Raw genomic sequence first — 16,439 nt, forward strand, 5'->3', positions numbered from 1 at the left:
CGTTTCAGCGTCCTGGCTCGTCGTTCCACAGCAGTTTGTGCAACTGCAGCTGGAAGCGCACGGGCAGGTTGTCGGCGACGATCCAATCGGCCAGGTCGGTGGCATTCACCTGGTGGTGGCTGGGCGAAAACAGCACTTCGCCCGCGCGCTCGGCCAGGTTGTACTGGATCAGTTTCGAGACCGCCCAGTCGTAGTCCTCGCGGGAACAGATCACGAACTTGACCTGGTCGTTACGGGTCAGCAGCTCGATGTTCTCGTAACGGTTACGGTGCGACTCCTCCGAGCCCGGGGTCTTGAGGTCGACCACGCGGCTTACGCGGGTATCGACGCGGGCGATATCCAGGGCACCGCTGGTTTCCAGGGACACCTCGTAGCCGGCGTCGCACAGGCGCTGCAGCAGTGGCAACACGTTGGGCTGGGCCAAGGGTTCGCCCCCGGTCACGCAGACATAGCGCGGCCGAAACCCCGCCACCTGCTCGAGAATATCGTCAAGGGTACGAAGGGTGCCGCCGCTGAAGGCGTAGGCACTGTCGCAGTACTGGCAGCGCAATGGGCAGCCGGTGAGACGCACGAATACGGTGGGCAGCCCCGCCGTTCGTGTTTCACCCTGCAACGAGTAAAAGACTTCGGTGATGCGTAATGTGTCTTGCATGGTCGCCACGGGCGTGACAGCTAAACAGGCTGTCCGCCTCCGTCAGGCACTGGCACGGACTCGACATAGCGTTATCCGCAACAGCGTGTTTACGAAAAAAGGGCCAAGATTCTAACGAAAAAACCCGCGACAAGCGCGGGTTTCTTTCGTCAGGCGATATTCAGAGCTTTTGCAGGTCGCGCTGGGCCAGTTGTGCGGCAGAGGTGCCGGGGTACTGGGTGATGACCTGCTGCAGGATGCCCTTGACCTTGTCGGTGTGGCCCATGCGGCGCTCGACGTCCGCCAGTTTGTACAGCGAATCAGGCACTTTGCTGTGCTTGGGATACAGCTGGCCGACCTTGGCGAAGGCCTGGCTGGCACCTTGCAGGTCGCCCTTGGCCAGGTTGACCTCGCCAAGCCAGTACTGGGCGTTGCCGGCGTACTGGCTGTTGGGGTACTTGCGCAGGAAGGCGGCGAAGGCCTGGCTGGCCTTGTCGAAGTCCTTCTGCTTGATCAGGTCGAAAGCGGCGTCGTAATAGAGCTTCTCTTTCGCCGGATCACCGGGTTCGCTGCTGGCAGCCGGCTGTTGGGCAGCGGCGCCAGCGGCAGCACCGGCGGCGGCATTGGCGGCACCACCGGTGGAAGAATTCTCGGGAGCCTGGGCAGGCGCGGCACCACTGTTGATGCGGCTGTCCAGATCCTTGTAACGCTCCAGGCTTTCCTGCTTCATGCGGGCCACATCGTTCTGCAGCTCTTCGATGATGCCCTGCTGGCGGGAAATCTGGTCCTGCATCTGCTGCAGCTGCATGAACAGCTGGCCCTGTGCAGAGGCAGGGGTCGAAGCCCCTGCCCCGGCATAGGCGCCGCTCGTGCCATAACCCGCAGGCGGATAGCCGCTTGCGTTGTCATCTACTACGGGAACCTCAGCCCAGGCCGCGAGCGGCAGGCTGAGTGCGAGGACGGTTACAGCACGACGGCACATACGCATAGGAACTTACTTACGCAGTTCTACGCGACGGTTCTGAGCCCAGGACTGCTCGTCGCCACCAGTGGCAACTGGACGCTCTTCGCCGTAGGAAACCAGTTCCAGCTGAGCAGGGGAAACGCCCTGCAGAACCAGGTAGCGCTGAACGGCCTTGGCACGACGCTCGCCCAGAGCCATGTTGTACTCGCGAGTACCGCGCTCGTCGGTGTGGCCTTCCAGGACAACGCGGTTGCCGTTGGCTTTCAGGTCCTTGGCATGAACGTCCAGGGCGCGCATGGCTTCTGGCTTCAGGTCCGAGCTGTCGTATTCGAAGTAGAAGGTGGTGATTGCGCGCAGGGCGGCTTCTTCGCTCAGGCTGCCGTCGACAGCGCCGGTGTTGGCACCGTAGCCAGCGTTCGGGTCAACAGCGGCGCCTTCGCCAGCGTTGTCACCGCCCTTGGAGGAGCAACCTACAGCTACGGCCATGGCCAGAGCCAGCGCAGCGAATTTACCAAACTTCAGCATTTCCATCGTGAAACTCCTAATGAAACCCCAGTGTGTTAAGCAAATAGTGTTACGCCGCAATCAGTTCAGGTAAGGGGACCAGGACGGTTCTCTGACTTCGCCTTGCGCGGTAGGAAGCGGGAGCCTCACGCGTCCGTTGAGAGAGACGAGCATCAAGACTCCCCGGCCCTGCTGGCGGGTGGCGTAGATTAGCATGGTGCCGTTTGGCGCAACAGTGGGAGACTCATCAAGACTGGTGTCCGAAAGAATCTTTACACTTCCGCGCTCCAGGTCCTGGGCGGCCACCTTGAAGTTGGTGAAGCCCTGTTGGCGATGGATCATCACCAGGGTCTTCTCGTCGGCGGACAGTTTCGGGTTGGCGTTGTAGTTACCCACGAAGGTCACGCGCTCGGCGCCACCACCATTGACGGAGGTCTTGTAGACCTGCGGCTTGCCGCCACGGTCGGAGGTGAAGTACAGGGTGTTGCCATCCTTGCCCCAGAACGGCTCGGTGTTGATGCCAGGGCCGGCGGTGACGCGGCTGATCTGGCGCGAGCCCATGTTCATCACGTAGATGTCCGGGTTGCCGTCCTTGGACAGCACGAAGGCCAGGCGCGAACCATCCGGCGACCAGGCCGGAGCACCGTTGAGGCCTTCGAAGTTGGTGACCTGCTCACGGCGACCGGTGTCGATGTGCTGGACGAAGATACGCGGGCGCTTCTGCTCGAACGAGACATAGGCGATGCGCTTGCCGTCCGGCGCGAAGCGCGGCGACAGGATCGGCTCGCGGGACTGCAGCAGGGTCACGGCGCGGGCACCGTCGTAGTCCGAGCGCTGCAGGGTGTAGCGGGTGTTGTTGGCAGAGAAGCGCTCGGCGGTCACGTACAGCATACGGGTGGAGAATGCACCCTTGATGCCGGTGAGCTTCTCGAACGACTGGTCGGCGATGTAGTGCGCCATGTCGCGCAGCTGGTCGACGCCGCCGGCGACGCTGCCGGTCAGCACTTGCTGCTCGGTAGCGACGTTGAACAGGGCGTACTGCACCTGCAGGCGACCGCCGGCCGGCACGATGCTGCCGACCATCACGTACTGGGCGCCCAGGGCCTTCCAGTCGCGGAAGATCACTTCGCTGGCCTGGCTCGGCTGGCTGATCATGTTCTGCCGTGGGATGGGCGAGTAGTAACCGGAGTTGCGCAGGTCATTGCCGATGATCTCGGCCATGTCTTCCGGCAGCACGCTGCCACCCTGCAGGCCGAACGGCACCACCGCGATCGGGGTCGCCCGGTCGCTGCCGCTGGTGACCAGGATGTTCTTTTCCTCTGCCACGGCCATACCTGCCACGCAGCAGAGCATGACCAGCAGTCCTTTCAGACGTTTAATCACAACGCAAGATCCTCAGGTGTAAATGTCATCTTGAATGAACGATACGGATTGAACTCGTTCGGCTTCAAGCCCTGCATTTCGGTCAAACGACCAATGTTCTTCACCGCTGCCACCGCCGAGGCGTCGAACGGGCCGTCGCCGCTGGAGCGCGCCACGCTGACATTGGTGATGGTGCCATCGGGCAACATGTTGATCTGCAGGACTACCGTCATGCCCCTGCGTGCGGACGGCGGACGTGCCCAACCTTCGGCTGCCCGCATGCGAATCAGGTCGTCGAAATCGCCGGCCACTTCATCGCCACGCTCATCGGCCAGGGCCTGCTGCCGCTCGGTGGTGTCGGACAACAGCTCGGCCAGGGCCTGGGCTTTCTTGTCCTCCGCTGCCTTGCGGGCCGCTTCCTGGGCCTTTTTCTTCTGGGCATCCGCTGCCGCCTTTTTCTTGGCGTCTTCGGCTGCCTTCTTCTTGGCCTGCTCGGCCGCCGCTTTCTTCTTGGCGTCCTCGGCGGCTTTTTTCTTCGCCTCCTCGGCTGCCTTCTTCTTGGCTTCTTCCTCGGCCTGCTTCTTCGCCTCCTGCTCGGCCTTCTTCTTGGCGATGTCGGCCTGCTGCTTCTCGGCGGCCTTCTTGGCTTCGGCGGCCTTGGCAGCCTCTTCGGCCTTCTTCGCCTCGGCGGCCTCGCGGGCCTCTTCGGCCTTTTGAGCGGCGTCGGCTTTCTTTTGTTCCGCGGCCTTGATGGCTTCCTGCTCGACCTTCTTCTGTTCCAGTTGCTCGACCTCGGTCTGGCGCGAAGCGGTTTTCTTCGCTTCCCCGGCGATCTTCTGGTTGGTCTGGGTGGTCGCCTGGCTCTTGGATTTGAGCTGGTAGAGCGTGGCCTGGACGATTGGCTTGGACGGTGGCAGCTCAGGCGTCATGGCGAAGCTGACGAACAGCATCGCGAATACCAGCACATGCAGGCCGATGGCCCAGACACTGGGCCAGAAGTAGCTTTCCGAGGCGGATGGCTCTCGCTGTTGCATCAGGGCGCCTCGGTAATCAGGCCAACGTTACCGACACCGGCCTTCTGCAACCCACCCATGGCGCCCATGACCGCGCCGTAGTCGACGGCCTTGTCGCCGCGGATGAAGACCTGGGTCTGCTTGCCCTGGTCACGACCGGCGGCAATGATCTTGGTCACCGCGTTGGTCATTTCCGGCAAGGTCATGGCCTTGTCCATCTGCTTGTCGGTGTCGACCTCGCTGCCGAGGTTCCAATAGTAGGTCTTGTCGGCCTTGATCGAGATGGTCAGGATCTGAACGTTGTTGTCCTGGGGCAAGGCTTCGCTGGAAACCTTGGGCAGGTCGACCTTCACGCCCTGGTTGAGCATGGGAGCGGTCACCATGAAGATGACCAGCAGCACCAGCATCACGTCGATGTAGGGCACCACGTTCATCTCGGCGACCGGCTTGCGTTTGTGGCGAACTCGGGCCATGGGCTTCTACCTGATCACTCTTCGCTGGTGTGTACTTTGCGGTGCAGGATCGCCTGGAACTCGTCGGCGAACGTGTAGTAACGGCCGATCAGCACTTCGCTGCGGGCCGAGAAGCGGTTGTAGGCGATGACGGCCGGGATCGCGGCGAACAGGCCGATCGCGGTGGCGATCAGCGCCTCGGCGATACCGGGGGCCACGGTGGCCAGGGTCGCCTGCTGGGCAGAGGCCAGGCCGCGGAAGGAGTTCATGATGCCCCAGACGGTACCGAACAGGCCGATGTACGGGCTGGTGGAACCGACAGTGGCCAGGAACGGCAGGCTCTGCTCGAGCTTCTCTTCCTCGCGGGAGATGGCCACGCGCATGGCACGGCCCACGCCTTCCATGACCGCGTCCGGGTCGACGCCCGGCTGCTGGCGCAGGCGCGAGAACTCCTTGAAGCCAGCGCGGAACACCTGCTCGACACCGGAGTCCGGGTCTGGGTTGCTGCCTGCCTGGCGGTACAGCTTGGACAGGTCGATGCCCGACCAGAAGCGCTCCTCGAAGGCATCCAGCGCACGACGACCGGCGCGCAGCATAGTGCTGCGCTGGAAGATCATGATCCATGAGGTGACCGAGGCTGCCACCAGGGTCAGCATCACCAGCTGCACCACGATGCTGGCATTGCTGACCAGACTCCACATGGAGGTATGGTCGACGACGTTAGCTTCCACGCTTATTCTCCTGCATTCGATTGAGTACCCGTGCCGTCCGCCAGGAAGGCGTCGCGCAGCTCTTGGGGTATGGCCCGGGGTTTGAAAGTGTCGGCGCGCACGGCGGCCACCAGGAACTGCCCCTCGCAGAGCAGCGTTTCATCCTTTTCCCGCCAGACCTGCTGCACGAAGCGCAGGCTGGCGCGATTCAATTCAAGTACTTGCGCGGTCACCCGCAACGCGTCGTCCAGCCGCGCCGGCGCGTGGTAGCGCGCTTCGCTGGAATGGACCACGAACAGCAGGTTCTGGCCTGCCAGCTCGGCCTGGGAAAACCCCAGGTGCCGCAGCCGCTCGGTGCGTGCACGCTCCATGAATTTCAGGTAATTGACGTAATACACCACGCCACCTGCGTCGGTGTCTTCGTAATAGACGCGACAGCGGTGGGCGAACGGTTCCAGGCCTTTTTGCGCGCGCATACTCTAGTGCTTACTCCTCAGCTTGCCAATCCGCCCCGGCAACTGTTTTTGCATCGATAATGTCTTATTGCCAGCGCCACAGGGGCGTGCCAGCGGTAGGACCACGAAAACCCCGATTCGATCTGTCATTCATCGTCGGGATCGGAAAATTCGCCACCTTCGGCAAAGCGGCCGGGAATGTTCAGGCCGAAATGCAGGTAGGCATGGCGGGTGACCACACGCCCGCGTGGCGTGCGCATGATATAGCCTTGCTGGATCAGGTACGGCTCGAGCACATCCTCGATGGTATGGCGCTCCTCGCTGATGGCCGCCGCCAGGTTGTCGACCCCCACCGGGCCACCGTCGAACTTCTCGATCATGGTCAACAGCAGGCGGCGGTCGGAATGGTCGAAACCACGCTCGTCGACATCCAGCAGGTTCAGCGCCATGTCTGCCACTGCCTTGGTGATCTCGCCCTTGCCGCGCACCTCGGCATAGTCGCGCACCCGGCGCAGCAGGCGGTTGGCGATCCGCGGGGTACCGCGGGCACGGCGGGCGATCTCGTAGGCGCCTTCGTCCTCGATCGCAAGGCCCAGGATATTGGCCGAACGGCTGACGATGGTGGCTAGGTCCCGGTTGCTGTAGAACTCCAGGCGCTGGACGATGCCGAAGCGATCGCGCAGCGGGTTGGTCAGCATGCCGGCACGGGTAGTGGCGCCGACCAGGGTGAAGGGCGGCAGGTCCAGCTTGATCGAACGGGCAGCCGGCCCTTCGCCGATCATGATGTCCAGCTGGAAGTCCTCCATCGCTGGATAGAGCACTTCCTCGACCACCGGGGACAAGCGGTGAATCTCGTCGATGAACAGCACGTCATGGGGCTCGAGGTTGGTCAGCATGGCCGCCAGGTCGCCCGGGCGTTCCAGGATTGGGCCCGAGGTGCTCTTGACCGAAACGCCCATTTCCTGGGCGATGATATTGGCCAGAGTGGTCTTGCCAAGGCCCGGCGGGCCGAAGATCAAGGTGTGATCCAGGGACTCGTTGCGCCCACGGGCCGCCTGGATGAACAGCGCCATCTGCTCGCGCACCACCGGTTGGCCGATGTATTCCTCCAGGCGCAGCGGGCGGATCGCACGGTCCTGGATTTCTTCGCGGTCGCGCCCGCTGGCAGCGATCAGTCGGTCGGCTTCGATCACTTGGTAATCATCCCTTTGAGGCTACGGCGGATCAGCTCCTCGCTGCTCAGGCCAGCCTTGTCCTTGATCGCCGATACCGCCTTGCTCGCCTCCTGGGGCTTGTAGCCCAGGGAGACCAAGGCGCTGACCGCATCGGCTTCGGCCGTTGAGGCACTGCTGACCGGCAGCGGGCCATCGGACACCAGCGTGAACATGGCAGGCGAGGTTTCCCAAGCCTTGAAGCGGTCCTTGAGCTCGACCAGCAGGCGCTCGGCGGTCTTCTTGCCGACCCCCGGCACACGCACCAGGGCCGAGGTATCCTGGGCCTGCACGCAGCGCACCAGCTCGTCCACTTCAAGCCCCGACATCAACGCCAGGGCCAGCTTCGGCCCTACCCCGTTCAGCCGGATCAGTTCGCGGAACAGCTCGCGCTCGCGCTTTTCGGCGAAACCATAGAGCAGGTGCGCGTCTTCACGCACCACCAGATGGGTATGCACGGTCACCGGCTCGCCGACCTTGGGCAGGCGGTACAGGGTGGTCATCGGCACTTCCAGCTCGTAGCCGACGCCGTTGACGTCGATAATCAGGTGAGGCGGCTGTTTTTCCGCCAGGGTGCCGCGCAAACGTCCAATCACGTTCCGATCCTTCCTCTCGGGGAGCCGGTCGAAGACCGCTCAACCCTATCAGCAAATGCAACGGGTGAATGTTTCACCCGGACAAAATTTGTATCTGCGCATGAAGCGCTCAAAGACGCAAGCGCCCACCTCTTCGCCGCGCCGTGGCCAGGCCATGGGGCACCAGGCTGGAACGGGTATGGGCATGGCACAGGGCGATGGCCAGGGCATCGGAGGCGTCGACCTGCGGCTTTTGCGTGAGCTTGAGCAGGTGCATGACCATCAGCATCACCTGCTCCTTGTTGGCACCACCGGTGCCTGCCACGGCCTGCTTGACCTGGCTGGCGCTGTACTCGGCGATCTCCAGGCCCGCCTCGGCGGCGGCGACGATGGCCGCGCCCCGCGCCTGGCCAAGCTTGAGGGCCGAGTCGGCATTGCGCGCCATGAACACCCGCTCGATGCCCATGGTCACGGGCCCGTGTTGGCGGATGATTTCGCTGACACCGCGAAATACGATCTGCAGGCGCTCATGGAGCTCGCCGCTACCGGTGCGGATACAGCCAGACGCCACATATTCGCAGCCACGGGCGGTCTGGCGCACCACGCCGAAACCGGTGATGCGCGAGCCGGGGTCGATACCAAGAATCAGAGTCATAACGCCTGCAATAGATAAAGAATACGACGCGCGTGGCCTCTGAGGCTGCTTTGCAGCCCTTTCGCGGCACAAGGCCGCTCCTACTGACATCGCGCCGACCTGAAGAACGTCGCTGTATCTGTAGGAGCGGCCTTGTGCCTCGAAAGGGCCGTAGGCTCAACGAGCCATGCCAGGATAAACCAGATACCTTAGCCGAGTTTTTCCATGATCTCGTCGGAGATCTCGGCATTGGAGTAGACGTTCTGCACGTCATCCAGGTCCTCGAGCATGTCGATCAGCTTGAGCACCTTCTCGGCCCCCTCCTGATCCAGCTCGGCACTGGTGGTAGGCTGCATCACGATCTCGGCGTCCGAAGCCTTGAAACCGGCTTCCTCCAAGGCATTGCGCACCGCATAGAAGCTGTTGAACGAGGTGAAGACATCGAAGGAGCCGTCATCGTTGCCCACCACGTCGTCGGCATCGGCTTCCATGGCCGCTTCCATCAGGGCTTCTTCGTCCACACCCAGGTCGGCGGCGAAGCTGATTTGCCCCTTGCGTTCGAACAGGTAGGCCACCGAGCCGTCGGTGCCCAGGTTGCCGCCGCACTTGGTGAAGGCATGGCGCACGGCAGCCGCGGTACGGTTGCGGTTGTCGGTCATGGCTTCGACCATGATCGCCACGCCACCGGGGCCGTAGCCTTCGTAACTGAGCTCTTCGACGTTGTCGCTTTCATTGGTACCGGCACCACGGGCCACGGCGCGGTCGATGATGTCGCGGCTCATGTTGGCGCCCAGGGCCTTGTCCAATGCCAGGCGCAGGCGTGGGTTGGAGGCCGGGTCAGCACCGCCCTGCTTGGCGGCGACGGTCAGCTCGCGGATCCACTTGGTGAAGATCTTGCCTCTCTTGGCATCCTGGCGTTCTTTGCGGTGCTTGATGTTTGCCCACTTCGAATGACCAGCCATAACGTCTCCAAATCCTTCAAACAGAAACAGGTTCCGCCCCGAAGGGCGGAACGCGAGAAAACAGCGCCGAAGCGCGTGGGCGCCTCCACCGGGAAGCGCCCGGGCCGATTACTCGACCTTGGTCTGCTCGCGCAGACGGATGTGCAGCTCGCGCAGGGCCTTGGCGTCCACCAGGCCAGGGGCCTGGGTCATGACGCACGCGGCGCTCTGGGTTTTCGGGAAGGCGATCACTTCACGGATCGACTGGGCGCCGGTCATCAGCATGACCAGGCGGTCCAGGCCGAAGGCCAGGCCACCATGGGGCGGCGCGCCGAACTTCAGGGCATCGAGCAGGAAGCCGAACTTCTCCTGCTGCTCTTCGGCACCGATGCCCAGCAGGCGGAATACGGCCTGTTGCATTTCCTTGCGGTGGATACGGATCGAACCGCCACCGAGCTCGGTGCCGTTGAGAACCATGTCGTAGGCACGGGACAGAGCGCCGGCCGGGTTGGCCTCGAGCTCTTCCGGGGTGCACTTGGGCGCGGTGAACGGGTGGTGCAGCGCGCTGAAGCTGCCGTCGTCGTTCTCTTCGAACATCGGGAAGTCGACGACCCACATCGGGGCCCACTCGCAGGTCAGCAGCTCGAAGTCGTGGCCCAGGCGGATACGCAGCGCGCCCAGGGCTTCGCTGACGATCTTGGCCTTGTCGGCACCGAAGAACACGATGTCGCCATCGACCGCACCCACGCGATCGAGGATCACGTTGAGGTTGGCCTCGGGGATATTCTTGACGATCGGCGACTGCAGGCCTTCGACGCCCTTGGCGCGCTCGTTGACCTTGATGTACGCCAGGCCCTTGGCACCGTAGATGCCGACGAACTTGGTGTACTCGTCGATGCGGCTGCGCGGCATGCTGGCGCCGCCTGGCAAGCGCAGGGCGGTGACACGGCACTTCGGATCGTTGGCAGGGCCGGCAAAGACCTTGAAGTCGACATCCTTGAGCTGGTCGGCGACGTCGACCAGTTCCAGCGGGATACGCAGGTCAGGCTTGTCGGAGCCGTAGCGGCGCATGGCCTCTTCGTAGGTCATGTGCGGGAATTCACCGAACTCCAGGTCCAGGACTTCCTTGAACAACTTGCGGATCATGCCTTCGGTCAGGCCCATGATCTCGGACTCGTCGAGGAAGCTGGTCTCGATGTCGATCTGGGTGAATTCCGGCTGGCGGTCGGCACGCAGGTCTTCGTCACGGAAGCACTTGGCGATCTGGTAGTAACGGTCGAAGCCGGCGACCATCAGCAGCTGCTTGAACAGCTGTGGCGATTGCGGCAGGGCGAAGAAGCTGCCAGCGTGGGTGCGGCTCGGCACCAGGTAGTCGCGGGCGCCTTCCGGGGTGGCGCGAGTCAGGATCGGCGTCTCGACGTCGAGGAAGCCGTTCTCGTCCAGGTAGCGGCGGATGCTGCTGGTGATGCGCGAACGCAGGCGCAGCTTGTCGGCCATCTCCGGGCGACGCAGGTCGATGAAGCGGTAGCGCAGGCGGGTTTCCTCGCCCACGTCGGAGTATTCGTTGAGCGGGAACGGCGGGGTTTCGGCCTCGTTGAGGACGGTCAGCTCGTAGCCCAGCACTTCAATGGCGCCCGAAGCCATGTTCGGGTTGACCGCGCCTTCCGGACGCAGGCGCACCTTGCCGGTGATCTGCACGACGTACTCGCTGCGCACGCGGTCGGCGTTGGCGAAAGTCTCGGCGCGATCCGGGTCGAAGACGACCTGGGCCATGCCTTCGCGGTCACGGATGTCGAGGAAGATCACCCCGCCGTGGTCGCGGCGACGATGGACCCAGCCGCAAAGGGTGACTTCCTGGCCGTCCAGGCGCTCGTTCAGTTGGCCGCAATAATGGCTGCGCATCATGATGGTGGTTTCGCTTCTCGTGATTCGTGTATTCGGTGGAGGTCTGGCCGCCCTGAGGGGCTAATACTGCAAGACCCGGTCGCTGCAATTCAACTCAGTCGGCCTTGTCGCCGCCTGCCAGATTCTTTTTCGCCCCGGTCTTGAAATCGGTCTCGTACCAGCCGTTACCGCTCAGGCGGAAACCGGGTACCGACAACAGCTTCTTCAGCGCCGGCTCTTGGCACGCCGGGCAATCGGTCAGCGGCGCGGCGCTGATCTTCTGCAACACTTCCATCCGGTGGTCGCAGGATGCACATTGATAGTCATAAAGGGGCATGGGTGTCTCTCTTCAACCACAACGCTGACTGCCGGGGGCAGTAAAAAGCGGGATTATATATGGTTAAGGACAGCCGTGCAGCCCGCCTGGCGATCAGCGCATGCTGGGCGGATCGAGCAGCCAGGCCACGCAGATCACCCGGATCAACCCGCTGAAGTTGCGCACCCCGCCATGACGCAGGTGCACTTCCCGGTCCACATAGGACAGCACCGCACTTACCGTACACTGGTTGGCCTCGGCGATCCGCTCCAGGATCCGCCAGTAGACCACCTCCAGGCGCAGGCAGGTAGCAAAGCCGTTGAGCCGGACCGAGCGCGAGACCGGCCGGACCTGCATCATGTCGAAATCCGTCCCGAACGGGTCGATGCACTGCTTGCCTGGCCATTTCCCGTGGCAAGCGCTGCGCTTGCCTTGTTGCATCCTTATATCCACCGAACCGCTCCATTGCCTGGGAAGACACCCAAGTGCCTGCGCACGAGGGACAGGCCCAATAAAGCGCCGAAGGCGCCTGGAGAGCAGTGGCAAAACCTTCCTCAAGGAAACGAAAAGGCCTGGTTCCTGTGCCGGAACCAGGCCTTGCGAACGCCTGTCGCCAGCAGGCGATCAGTTGCCGTCGAGCAGTACGCGCAACATCCAGGCGGTTTTTTCATGCACCTGCATGCGCTGGGTCAGCAGGTCGGCCGTCGGTTCGTCGCTGACCTTGTCGACCACCGGGAATATGCTGCGCGCGGTGCGCACCACCGCTTCCTGGCCTTGGACGAGCTGGCGGATCATCTCGTCGGCCGGTGGCACGCCCTCTTCTTCCTTGATCGAGGAGTGACGTGCATAGAAGGCATAGGAGCCAGGAGCCGGGAAGCCCAGGGCGCGGATACGCTCGGCGATCGAGTCGACCGCCAGGGCCAGCTCGTTGTATTGCTCCTCGAACATCAGGTGTAGCGTACGAAACGATGGGCCGGTGACGTTCCAATGGAAATTGTGGGTTTTCAGATACAGCACGTAGGTATCCGACAGCAGGCGAGAAAGCCCATCGACGATGGACTTGCGGTCTTCTTCGCTGATACCGATATCGATTGCCATGGATCTCTCCTTCTCACAAGGCTTGGTCATCAAGCGGGCATCACAAACTGTATCAGACCCACCCGTTCCTGCCCGTGATCCAGGGCAATCCATCCCTCGCGGTTTGAGAACCCCCTGCCTTTGCTGTTAAATAGGCACCGTGCCACCCGTGCGGACTGTCATTGCCGGGTGCATAGGCTGCCAACCGTGTGATCGCGCCTTACACCTGCGCACCACCCTGGCAGCTCTTCCTGTGATCGGCCTTATCAATGTGAGCCCACTCAAATGTTCAAGATCGTCCATCTGGTGACGGGCGTGGCGGCTTTGCTGCTATCGCTCATACCCAGCCTCAAAACCGAAGCAACGCCGTTCCTCCAACAACCCGAAGCCGTCTACCTGGCCTTGCTCGGCCTGCTCAACCTGCTCTTGGCACCGGCCCTGCCGCACTACTACAAAGGCCTGCGCCAGCAACTGCAATACCTGGCCTGCGCCCTGCTGGTGCTGGCCGTGATCTTGCAGACCATTACCCTGCTGGCCCGCCCGGAGCTGGGCGACCTGCCGGCCCTGCTCTGCGCCGCCGTCGCTGTCGCCCTGCACCTGGGCGCAGGCTTCGCCCGTAGCATCGGCAAGCCCCGCGCCAGCCAGGGCGTCGCCCAGGATGGCGGCAAGCGTGATACTGGCACGGTCAAGTGGTTCAACACCTCCAAGGGTTTCGGCTTCATTTCCCGCGACTCGGGTGACGATATCTTCGTACACTTTCGCGCCATTCGTGGCGAAGGGCATCGTGTGCTGGTCGAAGGCCAGCGCGTGGAGTTCTCGGTGATGCACCGCGACAAGGGCCTGCAGGCCGAAGACGTGGTCGCGGTCTCCCGCCGCTGACCCTGGGCGGTGATGGCGTAGCGGCTTGCCCGCCACGCCATTGCCGCTCTTCAATAATGAGGCGGCGGCGCCTCTTCTCCCTCACTGCCGTACTGCCCCACCATCTCCTCGTAGCGCTTGATCAACTCGGCCACCTGCAATTGCAGGCGCTCGATCACCCGGGCCTGCTCGACCACCACGTCGTTAAGCGCCTGGATGGTGTCATCCTGAAACGCCTGGCGGCTTTCAAGCTCGACGACTCTCGACTCCAGCGACATGGTTCAGACCTCCTTGAAGTCATCGTTCAATACCGCACGCAGGCGCTGACGGATCGCCTCGACCTGCTCCGAGGTGTAGTCAGCCGCAGGATGGCGCCCCCACACCGGCGCCGGCCAGGCGGCATCGTCGCGGCGGCGAACGATGACATGCATGTGCAGCTGGCTGACCACATTGCCCAGGGTGGCCACGTTCATCTTGTCGGCCGCGAAGCACCCCTTGAGGGTTTCGGCCAGGTAGGTGGTTTCCTTCCAAAGCTGCTGTTGGTCGGCCTCGCTCAACTCGAACAGCTCGCTGACCTCGGCGCGCCGCGGCACCAATATGAACCAGGGGTAATTGGCATCCTTGCTCAGCAGCAGGCGGCACAGCGGCAGATCTCCCAACACCAGGGAATCCTGTTGCAGACGCGAATCCAGGACAAACACGGCAAACCTCCTCAAGACAAAACAGCCCAGCGGGCAATGCGGGCCAATAACGCAAGGATACCCTGCTTCAGCACCCAGACAGGAGCACTGTCGTGCCCACCTCGGTAACACTGCGCTACTTTTCGCACCAAAAAGAGGCCCGCCCGCGCGATACGCCCCACTGCTTTCTACCCGGATTAACAAATGGCGGTAACACATTGACTTCAATGACAGGTTTTATTGCGGGCACTGGCCGCCACTCTTGGCACACCATCAGACATGCCTCGCTCCGTGTTTGCGGAGGTTTTCTCGCTTGGTCCGCAGCGGATGTGAAAATTTCATGAAGCGTTCGTGATTTTGAGCACGCTTGTTGCATTCCCTGTCATCCAAGTCGGCACGATGCCTGCAACCGGCAGGTACGCGACAAATAACAACAGCGGCATGGATATCCAGGGAGTTTCTCTTCGTCCATTTATGTTTGTTACATATTTGTTACGAAAGTGATAACGGCGCTGGCGTTGTACGCCCCTGAAAAGGGCGTGATTTGCGACACGGATCTCACTAAAAGCGACATTGTGAAAAATTTATAAAAAGGTTGTTTTTTCCGATATCGCAAAGAACAGTCAGCGTGATATACATTTTCGCCGACATAAAAAGAAAGCGCTGCCCCTATAACTAAAAAACCTGGGCGCAGCGGTACTCTTCCTAAACCAAAGGAGCAAATCACGATGCGCGTGATGAAGTGGAGCATGATCGCCCTGGCCGTCGCGGCAGGGACCTCGCAGCTGGCCCTGGCCTCTTCGCAGGATGAATCCAAAGGTTTCATCGAAGACAGCCAGCTGAATGTCAAGACCCGTATGCTGTATTTCAGCCGTGACTTCCGTAACAATGACCGGGATCCCGTTACCGGTGGCCGTCAGAGCCGCGTGGAAGAGACCGGCCTAGGTTTCGTGGGCACCTTCGAGTCCGGATTCACCCAGGGCACCGTAGGTGTGGGTGTGGATGCGATTGGACTTCTGGGTGTCAAATTGGACAGCGGTCGCGGCCGCGCTGGCACAGGCTTGTTCCCAATCGGAGAAGATGGCCGCGCGCAAGATGACTACTCTGAAGCCCATGGTGCCGTCAAACTGCGCATCTCCGACACCGTTCTGAAGTATGGCGGACAATTCACCGCCTTGCCGGTCTTCGCTACCGACGACAGTCGTCTGCTACCGGAAGTCGCCGAAGGCTTCCTGTTGACCAGCAACGAAATCGAAGGCCTCGAACTGAATGCCGGCCATTTCACACGCCTCAACGCTCAGGCCCAGACTTATAAGGACAGCATCGGCGGCCGCGACAGCGACACCGGCATCAAGAACCCTGGCCTGACAGAAGCCAACATCGTTGGCGGTACTTATGCCTTTAGCGATAACCTGAGCACCAGCCTCTACTACTCCAAGGTAGAAGACTACTGGCGCAAGTACTACGCCAACGTAAACTGGGCTCTGCCAATCTCCGACAAGCAAGGCTTGGTGTTCGACTTCAACATCTATGACACCAAGAGCGATGGCGACCGTGCTCGCGCCTTCGATGGAGACAAACTCGACAACCGTGCGTTCAGCCTTTCGGGCGCTTACAACATTGGCGCACACACCTTCACCTTGGCTTACCAGAAAGTGACCGGTGACGGCGACTACGCCTACGGTATCGACGGTGGCGGCAGCATCTTCCTGGCCAACTCCGTTGCCCGTTCCGACTTCAACGCCGAAGACGAGAAGTCCTGGCAGGCTCGCTACGACCTGAACTTCGCCGAGTACGGCATCCCAGGCCTGACCTTCATGACCCGCTACGTGCGCGGTACCGACGCCAACGTCGCCGGCACCAGCAACGGCAAGGAATGGGAACGCGACATCGACATCAAGTACGTGCTGCAGGAAGGCCCGGCGAAAGACCTGAGCTTCCGCGTACGCCAGGCCACCTATCGCTCCTCCGATGGCGTCTACTACGGCTCCCCATCGCTGGACGAACTGCGCCTGATCGTCGAGTACCCGCTGAGCATCCTGTAAGCCCACCGGCTTGCACTGCCCCGCACTGGAAAAGCCCGGCGATCGCCGGGCTTTTTCTTGGCTGACAAGCGCCCCGCCCTGGGGCATCCTGTACGCCTTCGCTTCGCCCCCGTACAATGCGGGGTCA

The 16,439-nt window shown here is 62.0% G+C and carries 20 protein-coding genes; 2 read left to right on the forward strand and 18 right to left on the reverse strand.

Annotated features, from left to right (window positions below; genetic code table 11):
* Positions 1-4: 4 nt before the first annotated feature.
* The 16 genes from queE to ACNFG0_RS18720 form a co-directional block, all read right to left on the reverse strand.
* Complete coding sequence (queE, locus tag ACNFG0_RS18645; protein WP_196144902.1) at positions 5-652, reverse strand: 7-carboxy-7-deazaguanine synthase QueE; 648 nt, start codon at positions 650-652, stop codon at positions 5-7.
* Between the two features lie 160 nt (positions 653-812).
* A complete protein-coding gene (ybgF, locus tag ACNFG0_RS18650) occupies positions 813-1,619 on the reverse strand; it encodes a tol-pal system protein YbgF (RefSeq protein ID WP_196144901.1) in 807 nt (268 codons plus the stop codon).
* Positions 1,620-1,625: 6 nt separating this feature from the next.
* Positions 1,626-2,126: a peptidoglycan-associated lipoprotein Pal gene (pal, locus tag ACNFG0_RS18655; protein WP_084854489.1), complete on the reverse strand. Its 501-nt coding sequence runs from the start codon at positions 2,124-2,126 to the stop codon at positions 1,626-1,628.
* A gap of 54 nt (positions 2,127-2,180) precedes the next feature.
* Positions 2,181-3,452 carry a Tol-Pal system beta propeller repeat protein TolB gene (gene tolB / locus ACNFG0_RS18660; RefSeq protein ID WP_230381166.1) on the reverse strand — a complete coding sequence of 424 codons (1,272 nt, stop codon included), beginning with the start codon at positions 3,450-3,452 and terminating at the stop codon, positions 2,181-2,183.
* Positions 3,453-3,478: 26 nt separating this feature from the next.
* The gene (gene tolA, locus ACNFG0_RS18665) at positions 3,479-4,498 is read right to left on the reverse strand and encodes a cell envelope integrity protein TolA (RefSeq protein ID WP_416765978.1); all 1,020 of its coding nucleotides are present in this window, start codon (positions 4,496-4,498) and stop codon (positions 3,479-3,481) included.
* Positions 4,495-4,947 (reverse strand): protein TolR, encoded by a 453-nt coding sequence (tolR, locus tag ACNFG0_RS18670; protein WP_054890995.1) that lies wholly within the window; start codon positions 4,945-4,947, stop codon positions 4,495-4,497. The genes tolA and tolR overlap by 4 nt, the downstream gene beginning before the upstream one ends.
* Before the next feature lie 14 nt (positions 4,948-4,961).
* Positions 4,962-5,657 (reverse strand): protein TolQ, encoded by a 696-nt coding sequence (tolQ, locus tag ACNFG0_RS18675; RefSeq protein ID WP_084854485.1) that lies wholly within the window; start codon positions 5,655-5,657, stop codon positions 4,962-4,964.
* A 2-nt stretch (positions 5,658-5,659) separates the two neighbouring features.
* Complete coding sequence (gene ybgC / locus ACNFG0_RS18680) at positions 5,660-6,112, reverse strand: tol-pal system-associated acyl-CoA thioesterase (RefSeq protein ID WP_084854484.1); 453 nt, start codon at positions 6,110-6,112, stop codon at positions 5,660-5,662.
* A gap of 125 nt (positions 6,113-6,237) precedes the next feature.
* Complete coding sequence (gene ruvB / locus ACNFG0_RS18685) at positions 6,238-7,284, reverse strand: Holliday junction branch migration DNA helicase RuvB (protein WP_196144897.1); 1,047 nt, start codon at positions 7,282-7,284, stop codon at positions 6,238-6,240.
* Complete coding sequence (ruvA, locus tag ACNFG0_RS18690; protein ID WP_084854482.1) at positions 7,281-7,898, reverse strand: Holliday junction branch migration protein RuvA; 618 nt, start codon at positions 7,896-7,898, stop codon at positions 7,281-7,283. Before ruvA ends, ruvB begins: the two co-directional genes overlap by 4 nt.
* A 109-nt stretch (positions 7,899-8,007) precedes the next feature.
* Positions 8,008-8,532, reverse strand: coding sequence for a crossover junction endodeoxyribonuclease RuvC (gene ruvC / locus ACNFG0_RS18695; RefSeq protein WP_084854481.1), 525 nt, complete (start codon positions 8,530-8,532; stop codon positions 8,008-8,010).
* Between the two features lie 188 nt (positions 8,533-8,720).
* Entirely contained in the window at positions 8,721-9,473 is a 753-nt protein-coding gene (locus ACNFG0_RS18700; protein WP_416765970.1) for a YebC/PmpR family DNA-binding transcriptional regulator, read from the reverse strand.
* Between the two features lie 108 nt (positions 9,474-9,581).
* The gene (gene aspS / locus ACNFG0_RS18705; protein WP_196144895.1) at positions 9,582-11,357 is read right to left on the reverse strand and encodes an aspartate--tRNA ligase; all 1,776 of its coding nucleotides are present in this window, start codon (positions 11,355-11,357) and stop codon (positions 9,582-9,584) included.
* Positions 11,358-11,451: 94 nt separating this feature from the next.
* Positions 11,452-11,673 (reverse strand): FmdB family zinc ribbon protein, encoded by a 222-nt coding sequence (locus ACNFG0_RS18710; RefSeq protein WP_196144894.1) that lies wholly within the window; start codon positions 11,671-11,673, stop codon positions 11,452-11,454.
* 93 nt (positions 11,674-11,766) lie between these two features.
* Entirely contained in the window at positions 11,767-12,093 is a 327-nt protein-coding gene (locus ACNFG0_RS18715; RefSeq protein WP_416765979.1) for a ribbon-helix-helix domain-containing protein, read from the reverse strand.
* Positions 12,094-12,276: 183 nt separating this feature from the next.
* On the reverse strand, positions 12,277-12,750 hold the full coding sequence (locus ACNFG0_RS18720) for a Dps family protein (RefSeq protein WP_084854477.1): 474 nt from the start codon (positions 12,748-12,750) through the stop codon (positions 12,277-12,279).
* 264 nt (positions 12,751-13,014) lie between these two features.
* Here ACNFG0_RS18720 and ACNFG0_RS18725 point away from each other — a divergent pair, with 264 nt between their 5' ends.
* A complete protein-coding gene (locus ACNFG0_RS18725) occupies positions 13,015-13,608 on the forward strand; it encodes a cold-shock protein (protein WP_196144892.1) in 594 nt (197 codons plus the stop codon).
* Between the two features lie 50 nt (positions 13,609-13,658).
* Here ACNFG0_RS18725 and ACNFG0_RS18730 read toward each other — a convergent pair whose 3' ends face one another.
* The gene (locus tag ACNFG0_RS18730; RefSeq protein WP_196144891.1) at positions 13,659-13,865 is read right to left on the reverse strand and encodes a SlyX family protein; all 207 of its coding nucleotides are present in this window, start codon (positions 13,863-13,865) and stop codon (positions 13,659-13,661) included.
* 3 nt (positions 13,866-13,868) lie between these two features.
* A complete protein-coding gene (locus ACNFG0_RS18735; RefSeq protein ID WP_196144890.1) occupies positions 13,869-14,288 on the reverse strand; it encodes an HIT family protein in 420 nt (139 codons plus the stop codon).
* A gap of 707 nt (positions 14,289-14,995) precedes the next feature.
* On the opposite strand from ACNFG0_RS18735, the gene ACNFG0_RS18740 reads away from it, so the two are divergent.
* Entirely contained in the window at positions 14,996-16,312 is a 1,317-nt protein-coding gene (locus tag ACNFG0_RS18740) for an OprD family porin (RefSeq protein WP_416765972.1), read from the forward strand.
* Positions 16,313-16,439 lie beyond the last annotated feature (127 nt).

Source organism: Pseudomonas sp. NY15372, from assembly GCF_048068215.1.
GTDB classification, from domain to species: Bacteria; Pseudomonadota; Gammaproteobacteria; order Pseudomonadales; family Pseudomonadaceae; genus Aquipseudomonas; species Aquipseudomonas guariconensis_A.